The organism is Flavobacterium sp., assembly GCF_046073885.1.
Classification (GTDB): Bacteria; Bacteroidota; Bacteroidia; order Flavobacteriales; family Flavobacteriaceae; genus Flavobacterium.
In genome coordinates this window covers 1-20906 of record NZ_JBJTND010000013.1, presented here as the reverse complement: position 1 = coordinate 20906, position 20906 = coordinate 1, and the positions used below count along the sequence as shown (strand labels likewise).

The window sequence follows — 20906 nt, the reverse complement described above, 5'->3', positions numbered from 1 at the left end:
ACCTAAAACCTAGAACCCAAAACCCAAGACCCCTACTGATGATGGTACGGTTCATTCTTTAAAATCGTAAACCCTCGATACAGCTGCTCAATTACAAAAAGTCGAACCATTTGATGCGAAAAAGTCATTGCCGAAAGCGAAATTTTTCCTTGTGCTTTTTTATAAACTTCTTCACTAAACCCATAAGGTCCTCCAATTACAAAAACCAAGGTTTTAACTCCGGCATTCATTCTCTTTTGCAAATATTCTGAAAAAGCTACACTGGAGAAAGTGCTTCCGTTTTCATCCAATAAAATCAATTGATCGGTTGCCGAAATTTTTGATAATATCAATTCGCCTTCTTTTTCTTTTTGTTGGGCTTCCGAAAGATTCTTTACATTTTTAATATCCGGTATAATTTCCAAATCAAATTTGATATAAAACGACAACCTTTTGGTGTACTCATCAATCAAAGATTGAAGTGATTTATTGTCGGTTTTGCCAATAGCTAAAAGTTTTATGTTCATTTTATTTGAAAATTAAAGTACAAATCTACAAATTGATTTCTATTTTTGTAGCACACAACGAAACGCTATGTATAAAATACTCATTCGCCCGATACTTTTTTTATTTGATCCCGAAAAAGTGCATTATTTTACTTTTTCACTAATTCGTTTTTTATCAAAAATTCCTGGTTTTCCTGCTATTTTTAGAGCATTATATTTAGTGGAAGACAAACGATTGGAAACGGAAGTTTTCGGATTAAAATTTAAAAATCCGGTGGGATTAGCAGCAGGTTTTGATAAAGATGCCAAGTTGTATAACGAGCTTTCTAATTTTGGTTTTGGATTTATCGAAATCGGAACACTCACTCCGGTAGGGCAAGAGGGTAATCCAAAAAAACGTTTGTTTCGATTGAAAGAAGATTCGGCTATCATCAACCGAATGGGATTCAATAATGGCGGAGTTAAAGAAGCTGTCGCACGATTGAAAAAAAACAAAGGCGTTTTAATTGGTGGTAACATCGGAAAAAATAAAGTAACACCCAATGAAGATGCGGTAAACGACTACGAAATATGTTTTGAAACCTTGTTTCCGTATGTTGATTATTTTGTGGTAAATGTGAGTTCTCCCAACACGCCAAATTTAAGAGAACTGCAAGAAAAAGAGCCGCTTAAAAAGTTATTGCAAACCTTAGAAAATAATAAATTACAAGCGAGCAATCACAAACCAATCCTTTTAAAAATAGCTCCTGATTTAACCGATTCCCAACTTTTGGATATCATCGAAATCGTAAATGAAACCAAAATTGCGGGTGTTATTGCAACCAATACCACCTTATCTCGAGAAGGATTACAATCGGAAAATAAAGTTGAAACAGGAGGATTGTCGGGCAAACCGTTAACCAGTCGTTCAACGGAAGTGATTCGTTTTCTATCGGAAAAAAGCAATAAATCATTCCCTATTATTGGTGTCGGCGGAATTCACTCGGCTCAAGATGCAATGGAAAAATTGCAAGCCGGAGCGAGTTTGGTTCAGTTGTACACCGGATTTATATATGAAGGTCCAAAATTAGTTCGAGATATCAATAAAGAACTGTTGAAAAATCTTTAAACTTTTCTACCTTTGACTTAATGAACAAAATCAAAATCATAGAATGTCCGCGCGATGCTATGCAGGGTATCAAGGCCTTCATTCCCACCGAACGCAAGGTAGATTATATCCAGTCGTTGCTAAGGGTAGGTTTTGATACAATTGATTTTGGAAGTTTTGTATCGCCAAAAGCCATTCCGCAAATGCAAGATACGGCAGCGGTTTTAGCCCAATTGGATTTATCCCAAACCAACAGCAAATTATTAGCTATTATCGCCAATACACAAGGTGCCGTTTCGGCCTCTCAGCATAAAGAAATTCAATATTTGGGTTTTCCTTTTTCGATATCGGAGAATTTTCAAATGCGAAACACCCATAAAACCATTGCCGAAAGCATCGTTACCCTTAAAGAGATTTTGGAGATTGCCGACAAAAGCAAAAAAGAAGTGGTGACTTATATTTCTATGGGGTTTGGAAATCCGTATGGAGACCCCTGGAATGTGGATATTGTAGGGGAGTGGACCGAAAAATTAGCCGGTATGGGAGTAAAAATTATCTCGCTTTCAGATACAATTGGAAGTTCTACACCCGAGGTGATTGATTATTTATTTTCCAATTTAATTCCGAAATACCCCGCTATTGAATTTGGCGCGCATTTGCATACCACACCCGATAAATGGTTTGAAAAAATTGATGCCGCCTACCAAGCTGGTTGCCGCCGTTATGACGGTGCAATCCAAGGTTTTGGTGGTTGTCCCATGGCTAAAGACGACTTAACGGGTAACATGCCCACCGAAAAAATGCTTTCCTATTTCACTCAGCAAAAAGCCGATACCGGCACGAGTCCGATGAGTTTTGAAAGCGCTTATAATGTGGCTTCAAGATTATTTGGGGAATTTCACTAAAATTATTTTGAACTGCTCTGTCAGTCTGAGCTTGTCGAAGACTTATACAGATCTATTTATTTAGTTGTCAGTCTGAGCCTGTCGAAGACCTTTCCAAAACTATTTGTTCGCTAGTCAGTCTGAGCATGTCGAGACCTATACAAAACTATCGGTTCATTTGTCCGTCTGAGCTTCTCGAAGAACAAATAAAAAAAACTTCCAGCTTCACAATGCTCACTCCAAAATTTTGCCTATATTTGCATGCAATTTAACATCTACAACAAATTGCAATGAAAGCACATACAACTAAAATCGTTGGCGAAGGTCTTACTTACGACGATGTTCTGCTTATCCCGAATTATTCTGAGGTTTTACCGCGTGAAGTGAGTATCCAATCTAAGTTTTCTAAAAACATTACATTGAATGTTCCTATCGTTTCTGCAGCTATGGATACCGTAACCGAAAGTTCTATGGCAATTGCTATGGCACAAGAAGGCGGAATTGGTGTGTTACACAAAAACATGACCATCGAGCAACAAGCGGCCAAAGTGAGAAAAGTAAAGCGTGCCGAAGCCGGAATGATTATTGATCCGGTAACATTGCCATTAACTGCAACGGTGGGTGATGCCAAACAAGCCATGAAAGAATTTGGAATTGGCGGAATTCCGGTGGTAGATGAAAACGGAATCTTAAAAGGAATTGCAACCAACCGTGATTTGCGTTTTGAAAAAATCAATTCGCGCTCTATTGTTGAGGTGATGACTTCCAATAACTTAGTTACCGCTGCTGTGGGGACTACTTTGCAAGAAGCAGAGGGAATTTTGCAAAAAAATAAAATTGAAAAACTTCCTGTGGTAGACGCCGACTATAAATTGGTTGGCCTAATCACTTTTAGAGATATAACTAAACTTACACAAAAACCGAATGCAAATAAAGATAAGTTCGGTCGTTTGAGAGTTGCTGCTGCGTTAGGAGTTACTGCCGATGCGGTAGAACGCGCTACAGCTTTAGTAAATGCTGGTGTTGATGCCGTAATTATTGATACCGCTCACGGACATACCAAAGGAGTGGTGGATGTATTAAAACAAGTTAAAAATAAATTTCCAGAATTGGATGTGGTAGTGGGTAACATCGCTACGCCAGAAGCGGCTTTATATTTGGTTGCTAATGGTGCCGATGCGGTAAAAGTAGGGATCGGACCAGGGTCGATATGTACCACCCGAGTAGTTGCTGGTGTTGGGTTTCCCCAATTTTCTGCAATTATTGAAGTGGCTGCGGCTTTAAAAGGGACTGGAGTTCCAGTAATTGCCGATGGTGGAATTCGTTACACAGGTGATATTCCGAAAGCGATAGCTGCAGGAGCTGATTGTGTTATGTTGGGATCTTTATTAGCAGGAACCAAAGAATCCCCAGGAGAAACTATTATTTTTGAAGGAAGAAAATTCAAGTCGTATCGCGGAATGGGATCGGTGGAAGCCATGCAAGAAGGCTCTAAAGACCGTTACTTTCAAGATGTAGAAGACGATATTAAAAAATTAGTTCCCGAAGGAATTGTAGGGCGCGTGCCATACAAAGGAGAATTAAACGAAAGCATGCAACAATTTATTGGCGGTTTGCGTGCCGGAATGGGTTATTGTGGTGCCAAAGACATTCCTACACTGCAAGAAACCGGACGCTTCGTTCGTATTACCGCTAGCGGAATTGGGGAAAGCCACCCGCATAATGTTACCATTACCAAAGAAGCTCCAAATTATTCGAGATAAAAAAAAGTCGCTGTAAAGCGACTTTTTTGTTTGATTACTTGGAAGTTATTTGCTTAGTTATTTTATTGTTTGTAGTTCATTTAGTTTGTTAATTAGTTTTTCTTTTTCGTTACTTTCATTTGTCTTGAATCGTAAAATTGGAAAATTATATTTATCTAAAATTTCATCTTTCATTTTATCTCTTTCCGCTTGCTGTGTTCCTTTCTTATGAAATTTAAAGCCGTCAACCTCAATTCCAAGAATTGGAACTTTACCAAGTTTATTGTAAATTAAAAAGTCTAAATGTGTCCATGGATTCATAGCATATTTTGTTTCTTTTTCGTCTAACTTAGTAAAATCTTTAATAAGTCTTCTAATTGGAAAATGCATTAATAAATCATATCTCAAAAAATTATCTTTTGCTAAAACTTCTTTAATTAAACTATACATTAAATTTTCGCTATCGAACTCTGAAACTTTACCTGACTTATTAATAGCTTTTGCTCTTTCTTCTTCATAACCTTTATATAACAAATCAAAAATTGAATTTAAATCACTATTAACTATTGAAAAGTTGTTATATTCTATATACTTTATTAAGTCAGAAATGTTGTTATCTTTTTCATTTTCATTTCCATTAACAACTAATATTAATTGTTCAACTGCTCTAGATACTGCAACATTTAATCGATTCGGATTATCTGTGAAATCTGAAATTTCGTTATCAACTGTTGAAATAATAATTACTTCATTTTCTCTACCTTGAAATTTGTCAACTGTGTTCGCTTTTATAAAAGTTTCTAGAAATGTTCTTTGTAATTCGTTAGTTTGATTACGATATGGTGTAACAATGCCCAGATCTATATTTTCAAGTTTCTCATTAGGAATAATTTCTTCTTTAATTATGTCAATCTGCCTTTGATTCATTTTTTCTCTTGCATGATTGCCTTTTGTAGTTTTGTAAACTACTAGTGGTTGTCGATTGTTTTTTGCTTCTGTATGTACAATAAGTTGATTGTCATAAAATTTCTTGTTGCAAAATTCAATTATTTTAGGATGGCAACGATAATGTTCTCTTAGTAGTGTTTTTGGGATATCTGGTATTAATTCAATTATAGAAGCGAGTAAGCTATGATTGGAGTATTGATAAGCTGATTTTAATTTATATGAATTAAATATAAAATCAGTTTTTATTTGCATATCTGTATCAACCACATTAGGCAACTGCTTTAAATCACCAACAATAACAGCACGTTTTGAACAAGATAATGCAAGAGCACCCGTAGCCAAATCTACTTGTGATGATTCGTCAATAATTAAATAGTCATAGAAAAAATTTTCTGACAAACTCTGTCTTAGTGAGTAAGTCGTACTCATAATAACAGGATAGTCTTTTATAAATTTGTTTGAATTATAGCGTAGTTCTGATATTTTATAGGGTTCTCTTTTTTGTTGATTATATCTGGTGAATAATTCTGCTCTTAGAAGTTGCATTGACAAATCAGTATATTCTTTCATTTTGTTGTCAAACGCAAAATTTTCTAATGATAACTCTATGGAATTAATTTTTTTTGAAAGGTGATGGATTTTTAATTTGTAAAAATTTAATTGACAAATAGAAATCATTTCATCCAATGAATTTAAAAAAAATGATTTTTCCTTAATGCCAAATATTATTTGATAAATGATTCTTCTGATGTAACCAATTTTCTTTCTTTTTTTGTTTAGAGTTTCAAGTAAAATCCATAATTTAAGTATCTTATCTGGTGAATTATATTTAAGAAATTCTATATTATTTTCATTTAGACCCTTAAATGTTTCTTTGAAATGCTCGTGTTCAGTAATTATATTTTCAATTTCTAGTTTCAATGATGCCAACTCATTTTTCTTTTCAAGATTTTCTGAAAGTTGTGTAACTAGCTTTAATGTTTTTGCTTTAATTTCTTTCTTTTGAGTATCGGCTAAGTAATATTGTGATAAGTCTGGAATTTCTTTTTGTGATTCAATGAACTCTTTTTTGTTTTGAGAATTTCCAAGTAGTGCTGATATGAATCCAATACCGTTTTTTTCTAGTTTTTCATAAACATTTTTTGTTGCAGAATTATTACTTGAAACCACAGCAACACTTTGTCCGTTTAAAATTGCGTTCGCAATAATGTTTAAAATGGTTTGCGTTTTGCCAGTTCCTGGCGGACCTTCAATTATGCTTAAATTGTTTGAAAACGCATTGTTAACTGCATTTTTTTGACTTAAATTAAAGCCAAAAGGAAAAAAAACAGGATTACTTGAATTACTATTGTTTGTTGAAATACAGCCATTTAAAAAACTTGTAAGTATAGATTCTTTTGGGATTTCAGAAATGTTATTATAACTTTTTGCAAGTATATTTTCGCCTTCGTCAGTTATTAAACCAATTGTTTCTGCAATTTCTTTTAAATAATTGAAAACATTAAAAGCTTTGTCTTCACTAACTGCAGTTCGTTCAATTTTTGCTCTTTTTTTGCTGTATGAAAACTCTTTTTTGCTTTTTTTGAATACTACAATACATCTGTCTTCTTTAAAAGAATATTTTTCAACTCTATCGGTTACATTTTCACCATCAATATAGATAAGTTCTCTTTTAAGCGACATTTTTTAAATTGTTTTTGGTTATTCTTAATACATGTATTTCTATAACCCCAACTATTATTGATTAACAAATCTAAAAAAAAAAATCACATCCATTGGATGTGATTTTTATATTAATTAAGATTCCATAAATTAAATCCCCACAAAATTACTTGGAGTAATTTGCATTAATTCGGCTTTAATTGCATCGGAAACCTCTAAAGTTTGAATGAACGAATGAATTGCATTTCTATCTATGGCTTCGTTGGTTCTAGTCAATCCTTTCAATGCTTCGTAAGGGTTTGGATATCCTTCTCTTCTTAAAATAGTTTGAATAGCCTCAGCAACTACTGCCCAGTTTTTTTCTAAATCTTCGTGAAACTTTGGCTCGTTCAATAGCAATTTGTTCAATCCTTTCAAAGTAGCTTCAAAGGCAATTAAGGTATGCCCCATAGGCACGCCTATATTTCTCAAAACAGTGCTGTCGGTTAAGTCGCGTTGCAATCTCGAAACCGGTAATTTAGCGGCAAGGTGCTCAAAAATCGCATTCGCAATTCCTAAATTTCCTTCGCTATTTTCAAAATCAATTGGGTTTACTTTGTGAGGCATCGCCGAAGATCCAATTTCACCCGCTTTGATTTTTTGTTTGAAATAATCCATCGAAACATAGGTCCAGATGTCGCGATCCAAATCTAAAATGATGGTATTGATTCGTTTTAAAGCATCAAAAAACGCTGCAAAATGATCGTAATGTTCAATTTGTGTCGTTGGAAACGAGTGGTGCAATCCAAGGGTAGATTCTACAAAATCGGTTCCGAATTTTTTCCAATCGGTAGTTGGATAGGCTACATGGTGTGCGTTGTAATTTCCGGTAGCACCACCAAATTTAGCCGCAAACGGAATGTTGAATAACAAACGCATTTGCTCTTCCAAACGCTCTACAAAAACTAACATTTCTTTTCCTAAACGCGTAGGGGAAGCCGGTTGCCCGTGGGTTCTAGCCAACATAGGAACGTCTTTCCACTCTACAGAAAGCTCTTTTAACTTAGAAATAACCGAAATCAAACTTGGTAAATACACTTTTTCAAATGCTTCTTTAACCGATAACGGTATCGCTGTATTGTTGATGTCTTGTGAAGTCAATCCGAAATGGATGAACTCTTTGTATTGACTCAAGCCCAAAGATTCAAACTTGTCTTTTATGAAATATTCTACCGCTTTCACATCGTGGTTGGTAGTTTTTTCGGTTTCTTTAATCCAAAGCGCATCTTCGGTAGAGAAATTATTATATATTTTTCTCAAATCTCCGTAAACCGATTCTTTGATTCCGTTTAGTTGTGGCAATTGTGATTCGCAAAGCGCAATAAAATATTCAACTTCTATTAATACTCTATATTTAATAAGCGCTTCCTCAGAAAAGTAGGGCGATAGGGAAACTGTTTTACTTCTATATCTTCCGTCAATAGGTGAAATAGCATTTAATTCCGTTAGTTGCATGGTGTTGTGTTGTAGTTTCAAGTTGCAAAAGTAAGCAATAGTGTTCAGTCTTGGATACTCCTTTTTTAATTTTTTTATCAAAAATGACTCTGGCAACGTGGCTCTAAATTGAATATTTAATTTTACTACTTCAATTTTACTATTTTTGTCAAAATTAATGCCGAATTAAGTGGATTTAGAATACCTCGCTTTTTTAGAAAACATGCTAACCGAAAATAGAAAAGAACGCTTTGAGCAAGTGCTTGCCCATCGATCCAATCATTTTACGGTGGTTATTGAAGATGTTTTTCAACTGCATAATACCAGTGCAGTGATGCGCAGTTGTGAGGTTTTTGGAATTCAGCAGCTTAATGTTATTGAAGAACGCTACACCAAATCAATCGATAAAGAAATTGCAATGGGTGCCCAAAAATGGGTGGATGTAAATCGGTATAATAGCATTACAAATTGCATATCAGATTTAAAAAATAAAGGCTATCAAATAATTGCAACTACGCCACACCACGATGATTGTGAGCTGGATGATTTTGATATTACCCAACCCAGCGCTTTGTTTTTTGGGACCGAAAAAGAAGGATTATCGGCAGAGGTACTTCAAAAAGCAGACGGGTTTTTAAAAATTCCCATGGTGGGTTTTACCGAGAGTTTGAATATATCCGTTTCGGCAGCGATTATTATCCAAAATTTGATGAGTCGTTTGCGCAAATCGGATATCCCTTGGCAATTATCTGAACAAGAAATTCTAGAAAAAAGAATGCAATGGGCCAAGAATTCGATAAAAGATAGTAAGCGAATTGAAGAATGGTACCACACCGAAAATAAAACGAAATAAATGAATTTCACTACCAAAATTCCGATTGCAAAATCCAATTGCCCGATTGATTATTCTGCTCGAATAGTTTCTTTGGGTTCGTGTTTTGCCGAAAATATGCGTGAAAAATTCGACTATTATAAATTCCAAAGTACAACCAATCCTTTCGGAATTATTTTCAATCCGATTGCTATTGAAAATATATTAGCCCGTGCAATTCATTTGAATTATTTCACTGAAACCGATTTGTTTTTTCATAACGAATTATGGCATTGTTATGAAGTGCATTCCGATTTAAGTCATCCAAATAAAGAGCAAATGCTGTCGAATTTAAATCGGTTAGTGACTGAAATGAATTCGAACTTAGCCGCTGCAACGCATCTATATATTACCTATGGAACTTCATGGGTTTACCTATTAAAACAAACCGGAGTTGTGGTTGCCAATTGCCATAAAGTAGCACAAGACCAATTTGACAAACGCCTTTTATCGGTTAACGAAATTGAAGCAGCGATTCATAATTCGATGGATTTAATTCAAAAATATAATCCAACTTGCCAAGTGGTTTTTACAGTTTCGCCGGTGCGTCACATTAAAGACGGCTTTGTAGAAAACCAACGAAGTAAAGCCAATTTGATTTCTGCATTACACACTTCTATTGCTAAAATTCCATCAGCAAGCTACTTTCCTTCTTATGAAATTGTGATGGACGAGCTGCGCGATTACCGATTTTATGCTCAAGATTTATTGCATCCCAATGCAGTTGCTATCGATTATATCTGGGAACGCTTTTGCGAAAGCAGTGTTACCCAAGAAGCGCAACAAATCATGCAAGAAGTGGAAAGCATCCAAAAAGGAATGGCCCATCGACCGTTTCATCCCGAATCAACAAGCCACACTAAATTTCTTCAAAAACTAAAGGAGAAAAGTGCGCAATTAGAGGCGCAATTTCCTTTTATGAAATTCTAGTTTATAATTTGCTTTGCAAACTGCTCCAGCCGCCGCCATTCATAGCGTCAATTCCGTTTGATTTTAAAATTGAAGTTCCTTGAGCGCTTCGCATGCCACTGGCACAACATGCAATTACAGGTTTGTTCCATTTTTTTATTTCCGAAATTTTGTCTGATAATACATTCAACGGAATGTTTTTGGCGCCTTTTATATGTCCGCCTTGAAATTCGCCTGGAGTTCGAACATCAACAATAACCGCTCCTTTTTCTATAAATTCGGCAACACTTTCTGATTTTCCGCCTAAACCTAACATGCTTAATAATCCCATTTTTAATTTTAATTTAATTATACTGCAAATTAAAAGTATTTCTTTCGTCAATTTTGTAACAAAGGTTACGCAAGTCGAAATATTATTTATATTTGAAATCGTATGAAGATTACAGACAGAAAATCGGAAATTATTGCCATTGCGGCCAAACTTTTTAAAGAAAAAGGATACAGCGCTGTGACCATGCGGGATATTGCTCAGGCTATGGATATCAAGGCGGCAAGTCTTTACAATCACATCCAATCAAAGCAAGAAATTTTGGTTTTGATTGTCATCGAAATTGCCGAAGAATTCACCTATATTATGGATGAAGTTTTAAAATCGGATGCTTCTACGATAGCCAAATTAGAGCGAATTATCCAATTGCATATTGATATTACCCTCAGAAATCCGGATGCATTGGCTTGCTTAAACAACGATTGGATGCACCTAACCGATGATAAACTTTCCCATTTTCTTAAAATGAGAAAAGATTATGAAAATAATTTTAAAGCAATTGTAAAACAAGGAATTGCAAATGGAGAGCTAAAAAATTACAACATCGATGTTATTATTTTCTCCATACTTTCCACTTTGAGAACGTTGTATATCTGGTATAATAAGACCAATAGCTTGAGTTCAAAATCACTTTCCGACAACATGATTAAGGTGCTTATCAACGGAATTGCCTAATAAACAATTGCTAAAAAGTACAACGTTTTCGTATTGTATTAAAAATTTAGTAAATTTGCATAGTAAACTAACGGTTGTTAGTTTGGATTAATACGAATTTTATGGCAAAATTTCATACATTATCAATTGCAGATATTTACAAAGAAACCAAGGATTGCTCGGTAATAACTTTTGATGTTCCTGAGGCATTGCAATCGGAATTTCAATACAAGCAAGGGCAATATTTAACATTAAGAACGGAGCTTGAAGGCAAGGAAGTGCGTCGTTCGTATTCTTTATGTTCGAGCCCGATAGATAATAAATGGCAGGTTGCTGTGAAACAAATCAACGGAGGTTTGTTTTCAACTTTTGCAAATAACCAACTTGCTGCCGGAGATACACTTGATGTGATGCCACCACACGGAACTTTTTGTACTGAATTAAATCCAGAAGCCTCAAAAAATTACATTGCGTTTGCAGCGGGTAGCGGAATTACACCGATGCTTTCTATCATAAAAACCCATTTGGCCAAAGAGCCAAAAAGCACATTCAAATTGTTTTATCTAAACAGCACTGTAAAATCAATCATTTTTAAAGAAGAATTAGAGCAGTTAAAAAATATCTATTTTGACCGTTTTGAAATATTTTATTTTTTAACCAAAGAACACCGTTCGGCAGAGTTATTTAATGGCCGTTTTACAAAAGAAAAAATTCAGGTGTTAACCGATAAAATCATTGACATTAAAGAAACCGATGATTGTTTTATTTGCGGGCCAGAAGAAATGATTTTCTTAATTCGTGATGAATTAACTGCCGCTGGACTAGCAAAAGAAAAAATCCATTATGAATTATTTACTACAGGATTAACTGCAGAAGACAAACTTCGAATTACTAAAATTGTAGAGAAAAAAGTTGAAGGAACCGAAGTTACGATCATTGATGGTGGAAAAGAATTCCATTTTGTAATGGGCGATGACTTTGATAATATTCTAGACGGAGCCATTGCAGCGGGAGCCGATTTACCTTACGCCTGTAAAGGTGGTGTATGCAGTACTTGCCGATGTCAAGTGGTGGAAGGAACAGCAGAAATGAAATTGAATTACTCGTTAGAAGAGGATGAATTGGCTAAAAATTATATTTTGAGTTGTCAGGCCGTTCCAACATCTAAGAAGGTTGTAGTCGATTTTGGAATTTAAATAATAGAAAATATACATCCAATAAGAATCAAATAAATTGTAAAGAATTATGTCAAATCAAGAAGTAAAAAATTTAGAATTATTGTTTCAGGCTCGTATTGATAACGATGAAAAAATTGAACCAAAAGATTGGATGCCCGAAAAGTATCGCAAGACACACATTCGTCAAATTTCACAACATGCACACTCCGAAATTGTTGGAATGTTGCCAGAGGGAAATTGGATTACCCGCGCTCCTTCATTAAGAAGAAAAGTAGCTTTATTGGCTAAGATTCAAGACGAAGGAGGTCACGGATTGTATTTGTATAGCGCTGCCGAAACTTTGGGAATAACTCGAGATGAGTTGTTTGAGCAATTGCATTCAGGCGAGGCAAAATATTCAAGTATTTTTAATTATCCGGCTGTGACTTGGGCAGATATGGGAACTGTGGGTTGGTTGGTAGATGGTGCAGCCATCATGAATCAAGTTGCCTTGATGGGAACTTCCTACGGACCTTATTCTCGTGCTATGGTGCGTATTTGTAAAGAAGAAAGTTTTCACCAACGCCAAGGATATGAAATTTTATTGACTCTTTGTAACGGAACTCCAGAGCAAAAAGCTATGGCACAAGATTCGCTGAACCGCTGGTGGTGGCCATCTTTAATGATGTTTGGCCCACGCGATGCCGAATCTCCAAATACTGAGCAATCGGTAAAATGGAAATTAAAAAGAAAAACCAACGACGAATTGCGTCAAGCCTTTGTTGATCAAACAGTTCCGCAAGCTAATATTTTAGGTTTAACTATTCCGGATCCAAATTTAAAATGGAACGAAGAAAGAAAACATTATGATTTTGGAGATTTGGATTGGGATGAATTTTGGCAAGTAGTTAAAGGGCATGGTCCATGTAACAAGCAACGCATTGATGCAAGAGTAAAAGCATATAAGGAGGGGGAATGGGTAAGAGATGCTGCTATGGCTTACGCCGAAAAACAAGAAAATAAAGTAGAAAAACAAGCAATATAAACAGTTACGAATTTTGAATTAGAATATTTTCAAGCAAAATTTTAGAATTCAGAATTCCTAATTTAAAATTCATAATTATGAAGAATTGGCCACTTTGGGAAGTATTTATTAGAAGTAAAAACGGATTAGAGCACCGCCACTGCGGAAGTTTGCATGCTAGTGATGCTACTATGGCGCTTGAAAATGCGCGCGATGTATACACGCGTCGTATGGAAGGTGTGAGCATTTGGGTAGTGCCATCGGCTCAAATCACGGCATCCAATCCAGAAAATAATGGCGAAACTTTTGAGCCAGCAATGGATAAAGCCTACCGTCACCCAACCTTCTACGAATTGCCAGAAGAGTTAAAACACATGTAAAACAATTAAGGGTTGTGAGTTATAAATTAGGAGATACTTATTCTGCCTAAAGCTTATAATTCAAAACTCAAAACTCAAAACGAATGAACAACTTAATTCAATATATTCTTGGTATTGCAGACAATGCCCTTATTTTAGGACAACGCCTGGGGGAACTTTGCGGCCACGGACCAAGTCTTGAAACCGATATCGCGATGACCAATATTTCTCTTGACTTATTAGGCCAAACGAGAAGTTACTACCAATATGTTGCAAAAATGCAGGGCGGTGAAGCAACCGAAGATACCATTGCGTTCTTGCGATTGGAAAGAGAATATAAAAACGTACTTTTAGTAGAGCAACCCAACACCGATTTTGGGTATTCTATAGCCAGACAATTTTTGTTTGATGTTTTTCATTTAGCCTTATTGGAAGAATTACAAAACAGCAAAGACGAAATGCTTTCTGCAATTGCTAAAAAAAGTATCAAAGAGGTTTTATACCACACCAGATTTTCTTCCGATTGGATAAAAAGATTAGGTGATGGAACCGAAGAAAGCCACAACAGAATCCAAACAGCGATTAACAATTTATGGATTTTCACCGATGAGTTATTTCACCAAACCGATGCCGATAAAGCAATGGTTGCCGAAGGAATTGGTGTGGATACCTCGTTATTAAAATCAAATTATTACAAAAAAGTAAGCAGTGTTTTGGATGAAGCTTCTTTGCAAACTCCAGTGGTTGAATATTTTCAAAAAGGAGGCAAACAAGGAATTCATAGCGAGCATATGGGATACATTTTATCCGAATTGCAGTACATGCAACGCACGTATCCTAACATGACTTGGTAACAAATAAATCGTTATGACAGCACTCCCGCAAATTGATCAAAAACTATTTGAAATTCTGGAAACGGTCTCCGATCCAGAAATTCCGGTTTTGTCTATTGTGGAAATGGGAGTGGTGCGATCTGCCGAATTCATAAACGGAATAGTTGAGGTAGCAATTACACCCACCTACAGCGGATGTCCTGCCATGGATGTAATTGGCGATGATATCAAAGCGGCATTCCATAAAGAAGGTTATGAAACTAAAGTCGAATTAATACTTTCTCCTGCTTGGACCACCGATTGGATTACTCCAAAAGGAAGAGTAGCATTAGAAAAATACGGAATTGCAGCACCCTTATCTGCAGAGGCAGATAAAGAAGCACTTCTAGGAAATAAAAAATTAGTTAAATGTCCGCAATGCGGTTCACTTAATACGAAATTAATAAGTCAATTTGGGTCTACTGCCTGTAAAGCATTTTTTCAATGCGAGGAATGTCTGGAACCATTTGATTATTTTAAATGTTTGAAATAACACAACTATGAGCAGTAATTTAATCGAAGTTAGAATTGAAAATAATGTTGCGTGGATTGCACTCAACCGACCTGAAGTTTTTAATAGTTTCAATCGAGAAATGGCTTTGCAATTGCAAACAACATTAGATGATTGCAACACAAATTCCAATGTTCGCGCTCTAGTTTTAACCGGAAACGGAAAGGCATTTTGCGCCGGACAAGATTTAAAAGAAGTAACCGACCCGGAGTTAAACCCGGGTTTTCGTAAAATATTGGAGGAGCATTACAATCCAATTATTCAAAAAATAAGAACTATCGAAAAGCCAATTATTGCAGCTGTAAACGGAGTAGCCGCAGGTGCAGGAGCGAATATCGCTTTAGCTTGTGATATTGTAGTGGCTTCTGAACAAGCCAGTTTCATTCAGGCTTTTAGTAAAATTGGATTAGTACCCGATAGCGCTGGAACTTTCTTTTTACCAAGATTAATTGGTTTCCAAAAAGCATCAGCCTTAATGATGTTAGGCGATAAAGTAACTGCCCCAGAAGCATTAACTATGGGAATGATTTATAAAATCTTCCCTATCGCATTATTTGAAGAAGAAGTAAAAACTCTTGCAGAAAATTTAGCTCAAATGCCAACCAAAGCCATTGGGTTAACCAAAAGATTGTTGAACCAATCGATGCATAACAATTTAGAGCAACAATTAAAGTTGGAATCTGATTTGCAAATTGAAGCCAGCTCATCCAACGATTACAACGAGGGAGTAACAGCTTTTGTTGAAAAAAGAAAACCTGAATTTAAAGGAAATTAATATGAATGTTTCAGTAATAGGTTCCGGAACCATGGGAAGCGGCATCGCACAAGTAGCTGCTACTGCTGGTTGTGTTGTAAAATTATTCGATTTAAATCAAGAGGCTTTATCCAAAAGTAAGTCTGCTTTGGAAGTTACTTTATCTAAATTGGTTGAAAAAGGAAAAATGGATTCAGTCGAGAAAAACCGAATCCAAAGCAATATTTCGTATGTAAGTTCTCTGCACGATTTAGCCGATTCGGATTTGGTTATAGAAGCCATTGTTGAAAATCTAGAAGTCAAGCGAAAGGTATTCTCCGAATTGGAAGAACTGGTCTCAAAAGACACCATTCTGGCATCCAACACCTCGTCACTTTCAATAGCTTCCATTGCTGCGTCTTGTAAAACTCCAGATCGCGTCATTGGAATTCACTTTTTTAATCCGGCACCCTTAATGCAACTAGTGGAAGTTATTCCTGCCGTGCAAACCAGCAACGAAGTGTTAGAAAAAGCGGTGCAAATCATCTCCAATTGGAAGAAGGTTGTGGCTGTTGCCAAAGACACTCCGGGGTTTATTGTAAACCGAGTTGCGCGTTCATTTTATAGTGAAAGTATCCGAATTTATGAAGAAGGAATGGCTGATTTTGCCACAATCGATTGGGCTTTAAAGACCGAAGGTAATTTCCGCATGGGCCCTTTTGAATTAATGGATTTTATCGGACATGATGTAAATTATGTTGTCACCGAAACGGTTTTCAACGCCTTTTATTTTGATCCAAAGTTTAAACCATCTTTCACACAAAAACGATTGGTAGAAGCAGGATTTTTAGGAAGAAAAACAGGAAGAGGTTTTTATGATTATTCATCAGAATTACCAAAACCTACAGAAAATAATACACTTGCAAAAGCAATTTTTGAACGAGTAATTGTAATGTTAATTAATGAAGCAGCCGATACTTTGTTTTTAAATATTGCTTCCGCAAAAGATATAGATAATGCCATGACTAAGGGAGTGAATTATCCAAAAGGATTGTTGGCTTGGGCCGATGAACTCGGAATTGATTGGTGCGTAGAAAAATTAGATGCACTTTACTATGAATACCATGAAGATCGTTACCGTTGCAGTCCAATTTTACGCCGAATGGCAAAAGAAAATAAAAAATTCATATCCTAACAGGTTTCCAAAACCTTTTAGGTATTAATAATAAAAAATGGAAGGAACAAAAATACCATACAAAATGCTTTCTCAAGATGCCTATAGTCAATGGCTCGGCATCGAAATACTTGAATGCGAGCTAGGTCGTTGCAAAGTTGCCTTGATAGTTCGTAAAGAAATGCTCAACAGTATGAACAAAGCACATGGCGGTATCACTTATTCTTTGGCAGATACTGCTTTTGGGTTTGCCGCTAATACGCATGGAAAATTTGCAGTTTCCATCGAAACTTCAATCAATCATATTGAAGCAGTAAACGAAGGCGATTATTTAACAGCTGAATCAGTCATAGAAAAAGTAAATAATAAATTAGGATTCAATATCATCGAAGTGAAAAGAGGAACAGAAATGGTAGCACTTTTCAAAGGTGTGGTTTACAGAACCAGTAAAGATTGGGAAGAGTAGAATAATTTGAAGCGAATGGCTCGGGCATTTTCAGTAATGGTATTTCCTGCTGCCTTTCCAAAGCCCGCCAAAAAAAGGCGAGGCTTTTCCCTTGCATCAGGGCTAAAAAGTAAACGTATTGAATAGATAATAAAAATAACAAATGAAGAAATTATTATTGATAGGATTATTATTTTTTTGTATCAATTCCTTTTGTCAAGTAGAAGGAAATTCTATTATAAAAGAAAAATCAGAAAATATTAAAAAAGACATAGAAATAAAAATTATTATTGACAGTACTGTTTATGCCATTAAGCAAGGGAATTCATATTATACAAAAGATCAAAAATCAGCAATTGAAGCGAAATTGATTTTAATGTCTTTTGAAAAAATGAATACTAATATGCAAATGAATGTATCTGAAAATATTGATAAAGGAAGCACAGTAATAAATGGAGTAAATGTTTTATTTATAAAGAAATTTTCAAAAAATAAAGAAAACATAATTATAATTTATAGTAAAAAAAATGATGATAATTCTTCAATATCTTTTGTATGTTTTTATCCAACTGAAAGAGAAAATTATTATAAACCAATTATAGAGAAAGCATTTCTTTCTGCAATAATTAATAAATAGAAAAACAAATATGAGTTCAAAGTTGTACAACCTACAACCTACAACCCACAACCCACAACCCACAACCCACAACATAAATGGAAGCATACATCATAGACGGAGTTCGAACTCCAATTGGAAGTTATCAAGGTACATTGTCAGCGGTTCGCGCGGATGATTTAGGTGCTTTGGTAATTAAAACGGTAGTAGAAAATAATCCAAGCATTCCAAAAGACGCTTACGATGACGTAATTCTAGGTTGCGCCAATCAAGCCGGTGAAGACAATCGCAATGTCGCAAGAATGTCGTTGCTTCTTGCAGGATTGCCTTATACCGTCCCTGGTGAAACCGTAAACCGCCTTTGTAGTTCAGGATTGTCGGCAATTATTCATGCTAGTCGTGCTATTAAAGCAGGAGACGGACACGTTTTCATTGCAGGTGGAGTTGAGAATATGACACGCGGACCGTTGGTGGTTTCCAAACCATCAACTGCTTATGGAACCGATTCTAAAATGTATGATTCAAGTTTTGGGTGGCGTTTTGTAAACCCTAAAATGCACGCCATGTATGGTACCGATGCAATGGGTGAAACCGCCGAAAATTTAGTTGAAAAATATAATATTACTCGTGAAGACCAAGATGCTTTTGCTTTGCATAGCCAACAAAAAGCAGCCGCAGCTCAGGCTTCTGGAAGACTAGCAAAAGAAATAGTAGCCGTTGAAATTCCACAACGGAAAGGCGATTCCATCCAGTTTTCAAAAGATGAGTTTGTAAAACCATCTACTTCTTTAGAAGGGTTATCCAAATTACGACCTGCTTTCAAAAAAGACGGAAGCGTAACTGCAGGAAATTCTTCAGGGTTGAACGATGGAGCGGCAGCAACGATTATCGCTTCTGCGGAAGCGGTACAAAAATACAACTTGAATCCTTTAGCGCGAATTGTAAGTTCGGCAGTGGTGGGAGTAGAGCCACGAATTATGGGAATCGGACCTGTGGATGCCTCCAAAAAAGCTTTAGAAAAAGCAGGTTTGACTCTAGATCAAATGGATGTATTTGAATTAAATGAAGCATTTGCAGCGCAAAGTATTGCTTGCATTCGCGAATTGGGATTGCAAGACAAAGACCCAAGAATAAATCCAAATGGTGGCGCAATTGCAATAGGGCATCCACTTGGTGTAACCGGTGCTAGAATTTTATATTCAGCTGCGTTAGAGTTGCAATTAACCCAAAAAAGATATGCCTTAATTACCATGTGTATTGGGGTTGGACAAGGGTATGCAGTAATTATTGAAAGAGTATAGATTAACGATTTTTGAACTTTTTTGAATCAACAATCAAATAGAAAATATGAATAAAACACAACATTACGTACTTGGAAAATGGACTTCGGCAACTGGCGAAGGAAAAGCGTCTTATGATGCGGTAACCGGTGAATTCATCGCAGAAACTTCGGTGGAAGGATTGGATATTCCTGCTATTTTACATTATGGAAGAACCAAAGGTGGCGAGAAATTACGCAAAATGACTTTCCAAGAACGCGGAAATATGATTAAAAGTTTGGCGCTATATTTAACCAAACGCAAAGAAGCGTTCTACGAAATTAGTTATAAAACCGGTGCGACACTTGTTGATTCATGGATTGATATAGAAGGAGGTTTTGGGAATTTGTATGCCAATGCGTCCTTGCGAAAGTTATTTCCCAATCAGCCGTATCATGTAGAAGGGGATCCAATTGACTTGTCTAAAGGGGGTCGATTTATGGCACATCATATTTTAGTTCCGAAAAAAGGAGTTGCCATTCACATCAATGCGTTCAACTTTCCTATATGGGGAATGTTAGAAAAATGTGCCGTTAACTGGATGGCCGGAATGCCAGCTGTTGTGCTTCCAGCACCTGTTACTGCTTATTTAACAGAAGCCGTAGTGAGAGAAATTATAGCTTCGAATATTTTGCCGGAAGGCGCATTGCAATTAATTTCAGGTACGGCTAAAAATATATTTGACACTGTTGAAAGCCAGGATGTAATTACATTTACAGGATCGGCAGCAACCGGAAGATTGCTAAAAGCACATCCAAGAATTATACAAGAAGCGGTTCCGTTTACCATGGAGGCCGATTCGTTAAATGCTTCTATTTTAGGAGAAGATGCGGTGCCAGGTACACCCGAATTTGATTTGTTTATCAATCAAGCCCGAAGCGAAATTACCGTAAAATGTGGTCAAAAATGTACTGCTATCCGCCGAATAATTGTACCTGAAAAATTGATGGACGATGTTCAAATGGCACTCGGAAAAGCACTAGACAAGGTTACTATCGGTGACCCAAGACAAAAAGAAGTTCGCATGGGTGCTTTGGTTTCTAAAGATCAGGTAATCGAAGTAAAAAGCAGAGTTTCAGAAATTTCAAAAACCGCTTCCATTGTTTATGGCGATTTTGATAAACTGAATTTAATCGGTGCCGATGATAAAGGTGCTTTTATCAGCCCAATGTTATTGCGCGAAGACAATCCGTTCAAAAATATAGCCGTGCACGAAACCGAAGCTTTTGGTCCGGTATCAACGATAATGCCATACAAAACTTTAGATGAAGCAATCGAATTAGCCCAAATGGGTAAAGGTTCATTAGTATCTTCCATCGTTACCAATTCGGATGAAATTGCCAAAGAATATGTCATCAATGCTGCCACACATCACGGAAGAATTTTGGGGCTGAATCGCGAAAATGCCAAGCAAAGCACCGGTCATGGTTCGCCGTTGCCACTATTGGTTCACGGTGGTCCTGGTCGTGCCGGAGGTGGAGAAGAAATGGGCGGAGTTCGAGGCATCAAACATTATATGCAGCGTTGTGCGGTTCAAGGTTCGCCAACCACATTAACCGAAATTACGGGTATTTATCAGCCGAATTCAAAATATAAAGAAATTACCCAACACCCGTTTCAATACCACTGGGAAGACATTCAACCGGGCATGTC

The 20906-nt window shown here is 36.3% G+C and carries 20 protein-coding genes and 1 pseudogene; 17 read left to right on the top strand and 4 right to left on the bottom strand.

All coding sequences use genetic code 11. The features are described 5' to 3' along the window. Positions 1 to 32: 32 nt before the first annotated feature. Complete coding sequence (gene rlmH / locus ACKOWY_RS01940) at positions 33 to 506, bottom strand: 23S rRNA (pseudouridine(1915)-N(3))-methyltransferase RlmH (RefSeq protein WP_408939755.1); 474 nt, start codon at positions 504 to 506, stop codon at positions 33 to 35. A 67-nt stretch (positions 507 to 573) separates the two neighbouring features. Here rlmH and ACKOWY_RS01935 point away from each other — a divergent pair, with 67 nt between their 5' ends. The 3 genes from ACKOWY_RS01935 to guaB all read left to right on the top strand — a co-directional run bounded on the left by ACKOWY_RS01935 (position 574) and on the right by guaB (position 4219). Next, on the top strand, positions 574 to 1593 hold the full coding sequence (locus ACKOWY_RS01935; protein WP_408939754.1) for a quinone-dependent dihydroorotate dehydrogenase: 1020 nt from the start codon (positions 574 to 576) through the stop codon (positions 1591 to 1593). 20 nt (positions 1594 to 1613) lie between these two features. Further along, positions 1614 to 2477 (top strand): hydroxymethylglutaryl-CoA lyase, encoded by an 864-nt coding sequence (locus ACKOWY_RS01930; RefSeq protein WP_408939753.1) that lies wholly within the window; start codon positions 1614 to 1616, stop codon positions 2475 to 2477. A gap of 269 nt (positions 2478 to 2746) precedes the next feature. After that, a complete protein-coding gene (gene guaB, locus ACKOWY_RS01925; protein WP_408939752.1) occupies positions 2747 to 4219 on the top strand; it encodes an IMP dehydrogenase in 1473 nt (490 codons plus the stop codon). Between the two features lie 57 nt (positions 4220 to 4276). Here the strand turns inward: guaB and ACKOWY_RS01920 are convergent, their stop codons facing one another. Both ACKOWY_RS01920 and purB read right to left on the bottom strand, forming a co-directional pair. Next, on the bottom strand, positions 4277 to 6829 hold the full coding sequence (locus ACKOWY_RS01920; RefSeq protein ID WP_408939751.1) for an AAA domain-containing protein: 2553 nt from the start codon (positions 6827 to 6829) through the stop codon (positions 4277 to 4279). A gap of 129 nt (positions 6830 to 6958) precedes the next feature. Next, positions 6959 to 8302: an adenylosuccinate lyase gene (gene purB, locus ACKOWY_RS01915; protein WP_408939765.1), complete on the bottom strand. Its 1344-nt coding sequence runs from the start codon at positions 8300 to 8302 to the stop codon at positions 6959 to 6961. Positions 8303 to 8504: 202 nt separating this feature from the next. Here purB and ACKOWY_RS01910 point away from each other — a divergent pair, with 202 nt between their 5' ends. Further along, the gene (locus ACKOWY_RS01910; protein WP_408939764.1) at positions 8505 to 9134 is read left to right on the top strand and encodes a TrmH family RNA methyltransferase; all 630 of its coding nucleotides are present in this window, start codon (positions 8505 to 8507) and stop codon (positions 9132 to 9134) included. Further along, positions 9135 to 10082, top strand: a complete 948-nt coding sequence (locus ACKOWY_RS01905) for a GSCFA domain-containing protein (protein WP_408939750.1) — start codon at positions 9135 to 9137, stop codon at positions 10080 to 10082. It abuts the gene before it with no gap. A 1-nt stretch (position 10083) separates the two neighbouring features. Here the strand turns inward: ACKOWY_RS01905 and ACKOWY_RS01900 are convergent, their stop codons facing one another. Continuing rightward, positions 10084 to 10392, bottom strand: coding sequence for a rhodanese-like domain-containing protein (locus ACKOWY_RS01900; RefSeq protein ID WP_408939749.1), 309 nt, complete (start codon positions 10390 to 10392; stop codon positions 10084 to 10086). 102 nt (positions 10393 to 10494) lie between these two features. Here ACKOWY_RS01900 and ACKOWY_RS01895 point away from each other — a divergent pair, with 102 nt between their 5' ends. The 12 genes and pseudogenes from ACKOWY_RS01895 to paaZ all read left to right on the top strand — a co-directional run. Next, positions 10495 to 11064 carry a TetR/AcrR family transcriptional regulator gene (locus ACKOWY_RS01895; protein WP_408939748.1) on the top strand — a complete coding sequence of 190 codons (570 nt, stop codon included), beginning with the start codon at positions 10495 to 10497 and terminating at the stop codon, positions 11062 to 11064. 101 nt (positions 11065 to 11165) lie between these two features. Further along, positions 11166 to 12239: a 1,2-phenylacetyl-CoA epoxidase subunit PaaE gene (gene paaE / locus ACKOWY_RS01890; RefSeq protein WP_408939747.1), complete on the top strand. Its 1074-nt coding sequence runs from the start codon at positions 11166 to 11168 to the stop codon at positions 12237 to 12239. Positions 12240 to 12288: 49 nt separating this feature from the next. Beyond that, entirely contained in the window at positions 12289 to 13245 is a 957-nt protein-coding gene (gene paaA, locus ACKOWY_RS01885; protein ID WP_408939746.1) for a 1,2-phenylacetyl-CoA epoxidase subunit PaaA, read from the top strand. A gap of 74 nt (positions 13246 to 13319) precedes the next feature. Beyond that, a complete protein-coding gene (gene paaB / locus ACKOWY_RS01880; protein ID WP_240034599.1) occupies positions 13320 to 13604 on the top strand; it encodes a 1,2-phenylacetyl-CoA epoxidase subunit PaaB in 285 nt (94 codons plus the stop codon). A 68-nt stretch (positions 13605 to 13672) separates the two neighbouring features. Beyond that, positions 13673 to 14437: pseudogene (gene paaC, locus ACKOWY_RS01875) on the top strand (1,2-phenylacetyl-CoA epoxidase subunit PaaC); the annotation flags it as partial. A 13-nt stretch (positions 14438 to 14450) separates the two neighbouring features. Continuing rightward, complete coding sequence (gene paaD, locus ACKOWY_RS01870; RefSeq protein ID WP_408939745.1) at positions 14451 to 14948, top strand: 1,2-phenylacetyl-CoA epoxidase subunit PaaD; 498 nt, start codon at positions 14451 to 14453, stop codon at positions 14946 to 14948. Between the two features lie 7 nt (positions 14949 to 14955). Beyond that, positions 14956 to 15741 carry an enoyl-CoA hydratase-related protein gene (locus ACKOWY_RS01865; RefSeq protein ID WP_408939744.1) on the top strand — a complete coding sequence of 262 codons (786 nt, stop codon included), beginning with the start codon at positions 14956 to 14958 and terminating at the stop codon, positions 15739 to 15741. A 1-nt stretch (position 15742) separates the two neighbouring features. Continuing rightward, positions 15743 to 16894, top strand: a complete 1152-nt coding sequence (locus ACKOWY_RS01860) for a 3-hydroxyacyl-CoA dehydrogenase NAD-binding domain-containing protein (RefSeq protein WP_408939743.1) — start codon at positions 15743 to 15745, stop codon at positions 16892 to 16894. Positions 16895 to 16931: 37 nt separating this feature from the next. Continuing rightward, complete coding sequence (locus ACKOWY_RS01855) at positions 16932 to 17339, top strand: PaaI family thioesterase (RefSeq protein ID WP_408939742.1); 408 nt, start codon at positions 16932 to 16934, stop codon at positions 17337 to 17339. A gap of 142 nt (positions 17340 to 17481) precedes the next feature. Then, complete coding sequence (locus tag ACKOWY_RS01850) at positions 17482 to 17955, top strand: hypothetical protein (RefSeq protein ID WP_408939741.1); 474 nt, start codon at positions 17482 to 17484, stop codon at positions 17953 to 17955. A gap of 77 nt (positions 17956 to 18032) precedes the next feature. Continuing rightward, positions 18033 to 19235 (top strand): 3-oxoadipyl-CoA thiolase, encoded by a 1203-nt coding sequence (gene pcaF / locus ACKOWY_RS01845; RefSeq protein ID WP_408939740.1) that lies wholly within the window; start codon positions 18033 to 18035, stop codon positions 19233 to 19235. 46 nt (positions 19236 to 19281) lie between these two features. Beyond that, a partial coding sequence (paaZ, locus tag ACKOWY_RS01840) for a phenylacetic acid degradation bifunctional protein PaaZ (RefSeq protein ID WP_408939739.1) occupies positions 19282 to 20906 on the top strand: 1625 nt, incomplete at its 3' end.